The organism is Micromonospora phytophila (assembly GCF_023656545.1).
Taxonomy (GTDB): domain Bacteria; phylum Actinomycetota; class Actinomycetes; order Mycobacteriales; family Micromonosporaceae; genus Micromonospora; species Micromonospora phytophila.
The window spans coordinates 19,448-32,563 of the sequence record NZ_JAMOKF010000027.1; the positions used below are offsets into that span (position 1 = coordinate 19,448).

The window sequence follows — 13,116 nt, forward strand, 5'->3', positions numbered from 1 at the left end:
GTGACCTGCGATCCACGGCCGCGATGCGTGTGCGCAGCCGCCGTGGGTCGGGCCGGACGGGCTGTGGCAGCGCATCGAGCCGTTGCTGGCCGAACCACAGCGCAACCCACGGCACCCGGGGCGCAGGCGGATTCCGGACGGCAGTGCTGTTCGGGATCCTTCGCGCCGCGCACCGGCACACCGGCGGCTGGTACCAAGGTATGAAAACGGCTACGTATCCGGTGGGAACGCGTCGGCGACGCCCAGGGAGCCTTCCTCGCCTCACCACGTCCGACACGTTGCAGGAGCTTCGTTAGGCCTCCTATAGCAGCCAGCGGCATGTTCCCCTCAAAAACCTGAAAAGCGCTCCGAACCAACATGAAGCTCTTTTATGTTCGTAGTGGCTCATCATCCGGAGCCGACCAGGAGGGAGTGAGGGACATGTCGAAGAAGTTTCTGACCAAGCTCGCCGGCGGGGTGGTGCTGGGCAGCGCCGCACTGCTGCTCAGCGCGCCCGCCGCCGCGCTCGCCGCGTCCGACGGGGAGTACGGGGATTCCAACGGGAAGGACCGCAACGGATTCGTTTGCGCGACCAACGAGCAGATCAACGAGCTGATCGTCGCCAACATCATTAGCGACAACGACATCGAGGACAGCGAAGTCGACTTCGAGCAGTCCGTGGAAGTTGACCAGACGAACGACAGCAGGACTCAGCCCAACAACATCATCGTCTGTATCCGCGACATCGACGTGGACGTGGACGTGGAGGACTAGGAGCTGCTCGAGTCGCTCGAGGGGTGCCGGCATCAGCGGGGCCGCTCGTGCGGCTCGCGGTGGGCCAGCATGCCGGCAACGCGCTCGGTGGCATCCCACCGCTGCGTCCTGGCCAGGAGCGCCAGCGGCGGTCACGGATTCCCGTGGCGTGCCGCTGGCCTCTTCTTTGTCGTACTTCTGATGCTCACCATGCAGGATCCGGCTCCCGGCGACCAACCGGCGGTGCGCGGTGCCGTGGACACCCCGCACCCGGGCGGCGGGTGCGGCCACGTACGGCCCGGTGTTGGCGCCTGCACCATCCCGGCGAACACCGCCCGAGCCTCGATCGGCGGCATACGTGAACGGCCGCCGCTGGCCGCGAACGCACACACCCACCTCGGCCGCCACGACCGAACCCTTCGCCACCGGGTCCTGTGGCACAGAGAACTGTGGAAGACCTGCTCGGTCGGCCAGCATCCGCCGATCCCTAGGGCGTTACGAGCCACCCGCCTGAGCCCTGAACGGCTACCTGGCACAACAACTCATCCAGCCGGACGTGTCACGCGCGTGCCGACACCGATCTGTCCACGGACGTCCTGAGACCCGACATCGCCGGCCGCCCGGCCTCGGACCTGCGTGACGATCAGTATCAGGAGCTGAGTGGCACTGGTCTCGGCGCCGGCGTTCTTCTCAACCGGTACGGTGTGGCGCCGACCGCCGGTGACGTCCCCCGATCGCCGGCTGTTACGCCCTGCCTGGGCTGGTGGTGGCCGGCCCTACAGCTTCTCGTTCACCTCGCGGCCGCGGTGGCGCTCTCCTTCCTCGGCACCCTGCCGTTCCCGGTGGGGCCAGCGTCGGCATGCCGGTGAGTAGAGGCCAGGTGACGGCTGTCGACCAACCGTCTTCCGCGTCCCACCGACCGGACGGGTCGGTCCGGGTCGGCCGCGTTCCGCCCGGCCCGTCGGGTGGCTGACCTGGCGCGTCGGCTCCGGCGACGAGGTCATCGGCACCGCGGCCCAGCAGCTCGCGCGGCTGCTGCTCCAGCACGATCTGATCAAAGTCGGGCTGGCCGGCAACCTCGCCGGCCACCGGTTCACCGACTCCGTCGGACCAGAGGTGACCGGCGTCCAGGTCGACTACAACGGCTCGGCCGGCCGGTTACGCCGCCGCATCGGGAGAGGCGGTCACCGGCTGCCGCAGGCAACCTCGGCGGCGGACCGGTCCCGGATGCAGGTGCTCGCGCTGAGCACCCGTGATGGGCAGGGGACCGGCTTCGTCACCGCCCGCACCGAGCGGCCGCGACGCCCGGTACGCCGAGCTGCTAGAGGTTTCGCGCCTCCTCGCCGGTGTTCGGGCTGACCACCGCGGAGCAGGTGCAACAGCCGGCGCCTTCCCGCTCTGCGGCGAGGCGTGGACCCCGGCGCGCTCACCAGGACGCTGGACGGTCGCAGCCTCGACGGGCGCCGGAAGTCCGGGACGGTCTTCAACGCCATCCCCGGCGGGGCGACGCAGCAGCTGACCGGGCTGCGGGCGGCGGACGTGGCGCTGCACCCGGTGCTGCGGGCCTCCGCCGATGAGGTGCTACGGACGGCCACGATCGACGCGGCCACCGACGCGTTCACCGTGCCGGCGCGGAGCGTCGCGGTTTCGTGCGGCAGTCGTACGGCAGTGGCCGGCCCCCTTCCGTGGTGACCGCGGAAGGGGGCCGGCTCGTCTCTCCTGGCGGCGGTCCTCCGGCCCGCCGGGTCCGATCCGGTTGGACCGTTCCCGGGCGGGCCGGAGGGGGTCGCCTCAGCCGATGCCGTCAACGGTTCGGCTGTTCACTGCGCGGCCGGTCAGGCGTGGCAGTCTTTGACGTTGACGCAGTTCTTGGGGTCGTTGTCGGTGACGGTGGACTTGTCGTCGAGTTCGACCTTGCCGTCGTTGTTGAAGATGCCGCCGGCGATCTTGCGGTGGTGGTCGTTCTCGCCGTTGGCCTTGTTGTTCTTGACCTTGGTCTTGTCCAGGGTGACCTTGCCGTTGTTGTTGAAGATGCCGCCGCCGTTCTCGCCGGCGATGTTTTCCTTGATCAGGCTGTCGCGCAGGACCAGGACCGCGTCGAAGTCGTCGTGGTTGCGGTCGTTGCCCCTGTTGCCCTTGTTGCTGTTGTCGTTCTTGTCGTTCTTGTTGTCGTTCTTGGGCTCGCCGTTGAAGATGCCGCCGCCGAAGCGTCCGGCGTGGTTCGCGGCGATGAGGGTGTCGGTGATGGTGGCGCGGCCGACCCTGTCGTTGTCCTTGCGGTCGTTGTCCTTGCGGTTGTTGCTGGTGGCGGTGTTGTGTTCGCGGTCTCCGCCGGTGTTGTAGATGCCGCCGCCGTCCTTGCTGGCGTCGTTCTCGGCGACGGTGACGTGGTCGAGCTTGAGGTCGGTGTTGCGGGCGTAGATGCCGCCACCGTTCTTGCAGGCGGTGTTGTCCTTGACGAAGGCCCAGCTGATCTCGACGTAGCCGCCGGAGCTGAAGAGGCCACCGCCGTTCTCGTCGGCCTTGTTGCCCTGGATGAGGCTCTTCTCGATCTCGACGTTGCCGGCCTTGTCGCGGTCGTGGCGGCCGTCGTCCTTGCCGTCGTGGCGGCCGTCGTCCTTGCCGTTGGCGATGCCGCCGCCGTTCTTCCCGGCGGTGTTGTCGGTGATCTTCGACTTCTCGATCTCGAGCTGGCCGGTGTTGAAGATGCCACCGCCGTTGTCGTTGGCCTGGTTGTGGTCGACCTTGCTGAGCTTGAGGGTGACCTTGCCGTGGTTGGCGATCGCGCCGCCGTTGCCGCTGGCGCTGTTGCGGGTCAGGGTGGTCTTCTCGAGGTAGGCGCGCCCGCCCTTCTCGACCAGCAGCGCACCGCCGTCCTCGCCCCTGTCCCGGTCGTTGTCCTTGTCGTTGTTCTTGTTCTTGTCGTTGTCGTTGCGCGAGGAGTTGGTGGAGACGTTGGCTCCGCGGGACTTGAGCGCGGAGGCCAGCAGATCCTTCAGCCGCTCCTTCTGCTCCTCGCCCTTGTCGTCCTTCTTGTCGTCGTCCTTCTTGTCCTCGTCGTCGGCGGCCTTGCCGTCCTTGAGGGTCAGATCCTTCAGGGTCAGGTCACCGCCGTCGGCGACCTTGAAGATCCGAAACGCGTCCTTGGAGTCCCGCTTGATCGTCGCGCCCTCACCCTTGATGGTGATCTCCTGCTTGATCACCGGCAGGCCCGTGCGGGACTTCTTGTCGTCCTTGTCGTCGTCCTTGTCGTCGTCCTTGCCGTCGTGCTTCTTGCCGTCGTGCTTCTTGCCGTCGTGCTTCTTGCCGTCCTTCTTGTCCTCGTCGTCGAACTCGTCCAGCTCGTAGGTGCAGTCCTTGGCAAGCTTCAGGGTGCCCCCGTGACCACGGTTGAGCAGATCGATGGCCTCGACCAGATCCTCCTCGTCACAGTCCACCTCCCTGACCCGGTCCCCGTCCTTGCCCTTGTCATCCTTACCGCGCTCACCGCGGCCCTTGTCGTCCTGACCGCGCTCACCGCGGCCCTTGTCGTCCTGACCGCGCTCACCCCGGTCCTTGTCGTCGCGCCAGCCCTGCTCGTCTCCCCAGGCCTTCTCGTTCCAGTTGCCGGCGCCGGGGCCCTGACCTTCATGCCAGTCACGACCCTCCTCGTTACGCTTGTCGTCCTTGTTGAGTTGCTGCGCCGTGGACCACGTCGGATCGGCCAGGCCATTGACGCCGCCGCCCCCGTACGCGACTCCCGTGAGACTGACCGCTCCCGTCAGGCCCAGGACGCCGGTGGCGAGCCACAGCTTGCGCCGGCCCGCCGCTGACGTGGTCTGGCGAACGGCGTCATCGTTACTGCGAAGGTAGTTGGACATCTGAGCTCTCTGCCCTCTCCTTGTACCCAGACAAGGTCGCTTCGCCTTCGCGAGCGGCCTTCGCTACAAATCGGTTGTAGCTGCTGAACCACACCGTATGAGAATGTTCTTCGTCATGTGGATTTATCCGAAGGAAACCCACATTTGGTACATGGATGAGTCGGGTAGGCAGGAGTGCGGACGCCGGGTGCGGGCGTCGTGGGAGGGCGCCGAAGGCGCCATACCGGGCTTCGGGGTCGAAGTTCCTCGCGACGTCGCACAGCGGTCAGCCGTGACAGTCAGGTCGGAGGAGATCTCACGCCACCACCCGACGCCGTCCTGTCGGACCTCCTCCGAGGCGGGCGACCGAAGGCGGGAGCCCCTTTCCGCCCGCTGGTCGCGCGGCGGAAGGGACTCCCGCGTTATGTGGTGGTTCAGGCGTGGCAGTCTTTGACGTTGACGCAGTTCTTGGGGTCGTTGTCGGTGACGGTGGACTTGTCGTCGAGTTCGACCTTGCCGTCGTTGTTGAAGATGCCGCCGGCGATCTTGCGGTGGTGGTCGTTCTCGCCGTTGGCCTTGTTGTTCTTGACCTTGGTCTTGTCCAGGGTGACCTTGCCGTTGTTGTTGAAGATGCCGCCGCCGTTCTCGCCGGCGATGTTTTCCTTGATCAGGCTGTCGCGCAGGACCAGGACCGCGTCGAAGTCGTCGTGGTTGCGGTCGTTGCCCCTGTTGCCCTTGTTGCTGTTGTCGTTCTTGTCGTTCTTGTTGTCGTTCTTGGGCTCGCCGTTGAAGATGCCGCCGCCGAAGCGTCCGGCGTGGTTCGCGGCGATGAGGGTGTCGGTGATGGTGGCGCGGCCGACCCTGTCGTTGTCCTTGCGGTCGTTGTCCTTGCGGTTGTTGCTGGTGGCGGTGTTGTGTTCGCGGTCTCCGCCGGTGTTGTAGATGCCGCCGCCGTCCTTGCTGGCGTCGTTCTCGGCGACGGTGACGTGGTCGAGCTTGAGGTCGGTGTTGCGGGCGTAGATGCCGCCACCGTTCTTGCAGGCGGTGTTGTCCTTGACGAAGGCCCAGCTGATCTCGACGTAGCCGCCGGAGCTGAAGAGGCCACCGCCGTTCTCGTCGGCCTTGTTGCCCTGGATGAGGCTCTTCTCGATCTCGACGTTGCCGGCCTTGTCGCGGTCGTGGCGGCCGTCGTCCTTGCCGTCGTGGCGGCCGTCGTCCTTGCCGTTGGCGATGCCGCCGCCGTTCTTCCCGGCGGTGTTGTCGGTGATCTTCGACTTCTCGATCTCGAGCTGGCCGGTGTTGAAGATGCCACCGCCGTTGTCGTTGGCCTGGTTGTGGTCGACCTTGCTGAGCTTGAGGGTGACCTTGCCGTGGTTGGCGATCGCGCCGCCGTTGCCGCTGGCGCTGTTGCGGGTCAGGGTGGTCTTCTCGAGGTAGGCGCGCCCGCCCTTCTCGACCAGCAGCGCACCGCCGTCCTCGCCCCTGTCCCGGTCGTTGTCCTTGTCGTTGTTCTTGTTCTTGTCGTTGTCGTTGCGCGAGGAGTTGGTGGAGACGTTGGCTCCGCGGGACTTGAGCGCGGAGGCCAGCAGATCCTTCAGCCGCTCCTTCTGCTCCTCGCCCTTGTCGTCCTTCTTGTCGTCGTCCTTCTTGTCCTCGTCGTCGGCGGCCTTGCCGTCCTTGAGGGTCAGATCCTTCAGGGTCAGGTCACCGCCGTCGGCGACCTTGAAGATCCGAAACGCGTCCTTGGAGTCCCGCTTGATCGTCGCGCCCTCACCCTTGATGGTGATCTCCTGCTTGATCACCGGCAGGCCCGTGCGGGACTTCTTGTCGTCCTTGTCGTCGTCCTTGTCGTCGTCCTTGCCGTCGTGCTTCTTGCCGTCGTGCTTCTTGCCGTCGTGCTTCTTGCCGTCCTTCTTGTCCTCGTCGTCGAACTCGTCCAGCTCGTAGGTGCAGTCCTTGGCAAGCTTCAGGGTGCCCCCGTGACCACGGTTGAGCAGATCGATGGCCTCGACCAGATCCTCCTCGTCACAGTCCACCTCCCTGACCCGGTCCCCGTCCTTGCCCTTGTCATCCTTACCGCGCTCACCCCGGCCCTTGTCATCCCAGGCCTGGTCCCAATCGTTGTCCCAATCGCCGACGTCGGGGCCCTGACCGCCCTGCTTGTCGGCACCGACGTGGGACTTCTCGTCGTCAGCCTTGCCGGCGTCGCTGACGGGCTGCTTCGTGGACGATTGAGCGCCCGAGGTTCTGTCGGGGCCACCGGGCTTGTCGTCACGAGCGGCCAGGCCGCCCAGTGCCGCCAAGCCGACCACGCCGGTCAGTCCGGCCACGCCGGCAGCCACCCAGAGTTTGCGCCGCCCTGTACTCGATGTGGCCGCGGTAGCCCAATCGTCGGGAGTCGTTTGGTTGTTGGACATCAGAGCCTTCCGCCCTTTCCTGCTACCAGACGGGGCCGCACCGCACCAGGCGGCGCGACCAGCTACAAATCGGTTGCAGCCTCTGACGCCCACCGTATGAGAACGATCCTCGCGATGCGGACTTATCCGAGAAAAGCCCGCATTCCGCTCAGGTCTAGCCAGGTGCTCGGCAACTGACCGGGGTCGACAGGAAGGGGTGTGACCAGCACAAACGCCCATCTCCCGCAGACGACGAAGGGCCCCTCCCGCGAACGGGAAGGGGCCCTTCGGGGCGTACGGGGTCAGCCGGGCAGGCGGGGACCGGCCTCGCGCTGCTCGCTAAGCCAGGTCTCCACCTCGTCGGCGGCGCGCGGCAGCCCGGCGGAGAGGTTCACGGCGCCGGTGGCGGTGACCAGGATGTCGTCCTCGATCCGGATGCCGATGCCGCGCAGCTCCTCGGGGACCAGTTCGTCCTCCGGCTGGAAGTAGAGCCCCGGCTCGACGGTGAGCACGTAACCCTCACCCAGGGCGCCGTCGCGGTACACCTCCCTGCGGGCGTTGGAGCAGTCGTGCACGTCGATGCCGAGCATGTGCCCGAACCCGTGCAGCGTCCAGCGCCGGTAGACGGTCGACTTCTCGTCCATCGCCTCGTCCACGCTCACCGGCAGCAGGCCCAGCTCGGCCAGTCCCTCGGCGAGCACCCGCATGCAGGTCAGGTGGACGTCGCGGAACTTCACTCCCGGCCTGATCGCGTCGATGCCGGCCTGCTGCGAGGCGTGCACGATGTCGTAGACCTGGCGCTGCAGCGCGGTGAACCGGCCGTTGACCGGCAGCACCCGGGTGACGTCGGCGGTGTAGAGGTGCCGATTCTCCACACCCATGTCCATCAGCAGCAGCTCACCCGGGCGGGTGGCGCCGTGGTTGTGCACCCAGTGCAGGATCGTGGCGTGCTCGCCGGCGCCGACGATCGAGCTGTAGCCGACGTCGTTGCCGTCGTACCGGGCGCGCAGCGCGAAGATCCCCTCCAGCAGCCGCTCGGAGACGCTCCGGTCCGCCGGCAACGCCCGGGCCACGTCCTCGAAGCCGCGCACCGTGGCGTCGATGGCGTCCTGGAGCTGGGCGATCTCCCACTCGTCCTTGACCAGCTTCAGCTCGGAGATGGCGATCGCCAGCTCGCGGTCGCGGGCCGGCTGGCCCTCCGCGCGGGGCCCGTCGTACGGGCGCACGGCCGCGTCCACCCGGGCGTCGAAGCCGCGCAGCACCCGGGTACGCCCGGGCGCCAGGTCGGCCAGCGTCCCCTCCAGCTCGGTCAGGTCGGCCGTCGGCAGGCCCAGCTCGGTCGACTTCTCGGCCAGCGTGTGCCGGCGACCGACCCACAGTTCGCCCTGCCGGCTGCGGAAGAACTCGTCGGTCAGCCGGGACGAGCGGGGCCGCATGTAGAGCGTGGCGTCGTGCCCCGAGCCGTTCGGCCGCAGCACCAGGACGCTGTCCGGGTCGTGGTCCCCGGTCAGGTAGGCGAAGTCGCTGCCCGGCCGGAACGGGTGGTCGGTGTCGTTGGCGCGTACCTTCTCGCCGCCGGTCGGGATCACCAGGGTCTCGCCCGGGAAGGCCGCCGACAGCGCGGCCCGGCGCTTGGCGTGGTTCGGCACCTCCGGGCGCGGCCCGACCGGCAGCGTGGTGTCCCGCCAGCCCTGCCGCATGAACGCCAGGAACGCCTCCGGGAAGTCCGGGTCGTGCGACTCGGTGCCGTCCGCCGGCTTGCTGTCGGTGCGTTCCTCGGTCATGCCCCGCTCCCTCCGTGTCATTGCTGGTCCCGACGGTACCGCGAGCCGGAGGGAGCCCGCGGTGCCGGGAGGCTCGCCTGCCGCGTCGCGCGGTCGACCCCGACGAGCGAGGCTCCCGCCCGCGCGGTGGCGGAGGGGGCTCGTCGATGTGCCGGTGCGCCCGGGATCCCGCCCGCGTCGTCGCTGGTCCGGATGGTGTGCCGTGCGCCGGCCGGAAGAGTGCCTGCGGTGCCGCGACGTCCGTTCCGGCCGCGTGGAAAGATGACCACCATGTGCGGACTCCTGGCCTTCTTCAGTGCCCGCGGCGATGCCGCCGCCCACCGCGACAACATCGCCGGGGCGTTGGAATGCCTGCACCACCGCGGCCCGGACGAGACCGGTGTCGAGGTGGTCGGCGACGCCTCCGGCCGGTACGCGGACGGCGTGTTCGCGCACAAGCGGCTGGCGATCATCGACGTGGCGTCCAGCCACGAGCCGCTGCCCTACGCGGGCGGCCGCTACCTGCTCACCTTCAACGGTGAGATCTACAACTACATCGAGTTGCGCGAGGAACTGGTCCGCAACTTCGGCGCGCAGTTCGCCACCGCCGGTGACGGCGAGGTGATCGTCGCCGGTTACCACTACTGGGGCGAGCAGGTGCTCACCCGGCTGCGCGGCATGTTCGCCTTCGTCATCTGGGACCGGCAGGAGCGGCGGGCGTTCGGCGGGCGGGACTACTTCGGCATCAAGCCGATGCACTACCTGGAGACCGCCGACGGCCTCTACCTCGCCTCGGAGAAGAAGGCGCTGCTGCCCTTCGCGCACTCCAACTACCAGGGCGACGCCGGCATCGACACGGCCAACCTGAGCCACTACCTGACCCTGCAGTACGTGCCGGAGCCCGGCACCCTGCACAAGGGGATCAACCGGATCGGCTCGGGGGAGTACCTCACCTGGACCCCGGGTGGCCGGATCGACGTGCGCCGCTGGTACCGGCCGGTCTTCCGGCCCGCCCCGGTCGACGACGAGCAGAAGCTCTACCACGAGATCCGGGAGACGCTGCGCGAGAGCGTCCGGATGCACATGCGCTCGGACGTGCCGGTCGGCTCGTTCCTCTCCAGCGGCATCGACTCCACCGCCGTGGTGGCGCTGGCCCGGGAGTTCAACCCGAACATCCTCACCTTCACCGTCGGCTACGACGTTCCGGGCTACTCCGAGATCGACGTCGCCCAGGACTCGGCCCGGCACCTCGACGTGACCACCATCCCGACGAAGATCGGGCCCCAGGACATGATCGACGCGCTGCCGAAAATCGTCTGGCACTTGGACGACCCGGTGGCCGACCCGGCGCTGGTGCCGCTCTACTTCGTGGCGAAGAAGGCCGCCGAGCACGTCACCGTGGTCCTCTCCGGTGAGGGCGCCGACGAGTTCTTCGGCGGTTACACCATCTACCGGGAGCCGCTCTCGCTCGGCACGGTCAACGGCCTCCCCGGCGGCGTGCAAAAGGGGCTGCGTGCGGTCTCCAAGGCCATCCCGCAGGGCGTCAAGGGCAAGAGCTTCCTGGAGCGCGGCACCACCCCGATCGAGCAGCGCTACTACGGCAACGCCCGGATGTTCACCGAGGAGGAGAAGCAGCACCTGCTGCGCCGCTACGACCCCTCGGTGCGCTACACCGACGTCACCGCGCCGATCTACGCCGAGTGCACCGAGCTCGACGACGTGACCAAGATGCAGTACGTCGACCTCTACACCTGGCTGCGCGGCGACATCCTGGTCAAGGCCGACCGGATCTCGATGGCCCACTCGCTCGAGGTGCGGGTGCCCTTCCTGGACCGCGAGGTCTTCGACGTGGCGGCGAAGATCCCGGTCGACCTGAAGCTCCCGCCGCGCTCCGACGCCACCAAGTACGCGATGCGCCAGGCGCTGCAGGGCGTGGTGCCGCCGGCCATCGTCAACCGCAAGAAGCTGGGCTTCCCGACGCCCACCCGGGTCTGGCTGCGCGGTGAGATGTACGAGTGGGCCCGGCACGTGCTGGCCACCTCCGGCGCGGGCGACCTGCTCGACCTGTCGTACGCGATGCGGCTGCTGGAGGAGCACAAGCGGGAAGAGGCCGACCACTCGCGCAAGGTGTGGACGGTGCTGATCTTCTGCATCTGGCACGCCATCTTCGTGGCCAAGACCCTGGACCCGGGCATCCAGCGCAACCAGTCCGCGCTGCTGACGAAGCCGGTGGTCGGCTCCATGGTCCGCTGACCCCGCTGCCGGCTCCGTGCCGGCCCCGACCGACCCGTCCCGGCCAGGAGGCCCGCGTCACCGGAACCGCTCCGGATGACGCGGGCCTCCTGATCGTTCCGGGCCCGGGCGGGGCCCGTCCGGGTACCGGGTGGCGGGTCAGCGGCCGGAGCAGGTGATTGTGGGCGGGGTGTTGGTGCCGGTCGTGGTGGCCAGGAAGCCGAAGGTGGTGGTGCCCTCCGGGGCGATCGTGCCGTTCCAGGACACGTTGCCCGCCGTCACCGCAGCCCCGGACGTGGACTGCGTGGCGTTCCAGACCTGGCTGATCGACTGGCCGCTGGGCCAGTTCCAGGTCGCCGTCCATCCGGACCAGGTCGACGCGCTGTGGTTCATGATCATCACCTCGCCCTGGAACCCGCCCTGCCAGGCGTTGACCACCTTGTAGACCGCCATGCAGTCGCCGGAGTGCGGCGGCGGCGTGGTCGGGCCCGGCGGGGGAGTGCTCGCGGTGGGCGGCGGGGTCGTCGGGGGCGGCGTGCCGCCGGGGCCGACCCCGGTCACCTCGCCGTTACCGCCGTCGAAGGCGACGTCCGAGCAGCCGAAGAAGTTCTCCTGGCTGTCCGAGCGGACCCACCGGGAGTAGACGACGTGCCGCCCGCTCTTGCCGGTCGGCAGGTTGCCGCTGAAGTAGTAGTGCCCGTCGTTGGTGCCGACCGCGCCGCGCTGCGGCGGGTTGGTCACCGTCAGGAACGGCTGCTCCTCCAGGTCGCTCCAGGCCAGTGGGCGGGTCGGGCTCCAGCTGTCCTTGGTGACGTAGAAGTAGAACGTGCCGGGATGGTGGGCCCAGTTGCTGTACCGGAACTCCATCCGCGCGCCGGCGGTCAGGTGGGTCACCGGCCAGTCGGTGCGGGCCAGGTCGTAGCCGGCGAATCCGGGGTTGCCGCCGCTGCACAACTTGCCGTCGGGGATGAAGCCGACCGTGCGGCCCCCGGCGTCGGAGCGGAGCACGCTGAACCAGTTGTAGAGCGAGTTGGTGCCGCTCTGCGCCACGGCGGCGGCGCAGGCGGGATTGTTCGGCCGGATCTCACCGGTGGCGGTGAGCCCGTCCTTCCAGCACAGGAACGTCCGGCTGCCCGGGTTCATCGCGGCGCCGTGCGCGGCGGCCGGACCGGGGGTGCTGACCAGGGCGACGGCGCCCACGAGGAGGGTCGCGGCCGCGGTGAGCAACGCGGCCGTACGGGAACGATGGGACACGGGTTCTCCTGACTCGCGGGACGCGGACGCCCCGCGGACGACACGCGGGGTGGCAGCAGCCCGCCCCGCTGCGACGAGCGGATACGGTCGCGGCGGACGTGCCCCGGCGTGGCGGCCGGCGGGACGTGCGCCGTCATCGGTCCGGCCCGCGGACCGTCGCCCTCGCGTGGATCAGAACCCGGCGCCGGCGGCGCGGCAGCCCCCGCACCGCCCGGCATGCGCCATCCCACCACGGGGCGGACGCGGACGCAATAGCCGTTGCTCGATGTGTCAGTAGCGTTCGACGAGGTGCCCGCTCGGCGACTCGTACGGCTCGGACCGCACGACCGGCGTGGTGGTCCACCCGGTCGGCGAGGAGCGCGGCGAACCGTGCCCGACCCCTCGCCTCGCACCCCTGCCGGTACGCCAATACCGTGGCTTCAGCGCCATCAGGACGCGGACTGTGCCAGCCTGGTGCGACAAGATCGACCGGCGAGGGCGTGGCGGGACCGACGGACGGAGGACCGGGGAATGGGATACGCGGTGGTGCTCGGGGAGGCACTGGTCGACCTGCTCGACACCGAGTGCGACGGCGAGCCGGTCTACCGGCAGGCCGTCGGCGGCGGACCGCTGAACGTCGCGGTCGGCGTCGCCCGGCTCGGCGGCGCGGTGCAGTTCGTCGGATCGCTCGGCGACGACGCTCTGGCCGGGCGGATCCGCGACTTCCTGACCGGCGCGGGCGTCGGGCTGGCCGGGTCGGTCACCGTACCCGCCCCGACCGCGCTGGCGGTGGCCACCTACACCGGCCCCGAGCCCGACTTCCGGTTCTACGGCGAGCCGCCCTCGTACGCGCTGCTCGGCGCCGACGACCTGGACGTGGCGCTGGTCGAGGGGGCCGACGTGCTCTACTGCGGGTCGATC

Annotated in this window: 7 protein-coding genes and 1 pseudogene; 4 read left to right on the top strand and 4 right to left on the bottom strand. The window is 68.7% G+C overall.

What is annotated here, in order from left to right:
- Positions 1-420: 420 nt before the first annotated feature.
- A complete protein-coding gene (locus NCC78_RS06720) occupies positions 421-753 on the top strand; it encodes a hypothetical protein (RefSeq protein WP_250792440.1) in 333 nt (110 codons plus the stop codon).
- Positions 754-1,725: 972 nt separating this feature from the next.
- Positions 1,726-2,424: pseudogene (locus NCC78_RS32430) on the top strand (alpha-1,6-glucosidase domain-containing protein); the annotation flags it as partial.
- A gap of 143 nt (positions 2,425-2,567) precedes the next feature.
- Here NCC78_RS32430 and NCC78_RS06730 read toward each other — a convergent pair.
- From NCC78_RS06730 to NCC78_RS06740, 3 genes are all read right to left on the bottom strand, one after another.
- Complete coding sequence (locus tag NCC78_RS06730; RefSeq protein WP_250792445.1) at positions 2,568-4,592, bottom strand: hypothetical protein; 2,025 nt, start codon at positions 4,590-4,592, stop codon at positions 2,568-2,570.
- 413 nt (positions 4,593-5,005) lie between these two features.
- The gene (locus NCC78_RS06735) at positions 5,006-6,901 is read right to left on the bottom strand and encodes a hypothetical protein (RefSeq protein ID WP_250792447.1); all 1,896 of its coding nucleotides are present in this window, start codon (positions 6,899-6,901) and stop codon (positions 5,006-5,008) included.
- Between the two features lie 368 nt (positions 6,902-7,269).
- A complete protein-coding gene (locus NCC78_RS06740; RefSeq protein ID WP_250792448.1) occupies positions 7,270-8,751 on the bottom strand; it encodes an aminopeptidase P family protein in 1,482 nt (493 codons plus the stop codon).
- A 270-nt stretch (positions 8,752-9,021) separates the two neighbouring features.
- Here NCC78_RS06740 and asnB point away from each other — a divergent pair, with 270 nt between their 5' ends.
- Positions 9,022-10,983, top strand: a complete 1,962-nt coding sequence (asnB, locus tag NCC78_RS06745; RefSeq protein WP_250792450.1) for an asparagine synthase (glutamine-hydrolyzing) — start codon at positions 9,022-9,024, stop codon at positions 10,981-10,983.
- A gap of 138 nt (positions 10,984-11,121) precedes the next feature.
- Here asnB and NCC78_RS06750 read toward each other — a convergent pair whose 3' ends face one another.
- Positions 11,122-12,216: a lytic polysaccharide monooxygenase auxiliary activity family 9 protein gene (locus NCC78_RS06750; RefSeq protein ID WP_250792452.1), complete on the bottom strand. Its 1,095-nt coding sequence runs from the start codon at positions 12,214-12,216 to the stop codon at positions 11,122-11,124.
- Between the two features lie 510 nt (positions 12,217-12,726).
- Between NCC78_RS06750 and NCC78_RS06755 the strand changes: the two genes are divergently transcribed.
- Positions 12,727-13,116, top strand: a 390-nt coding sequence (locus tag NCC78_RS06755) for a PfkB family carbohydrate kinase (protein WP_250792454.1), incomplete at its 3' end; no start/stop codon positions are given.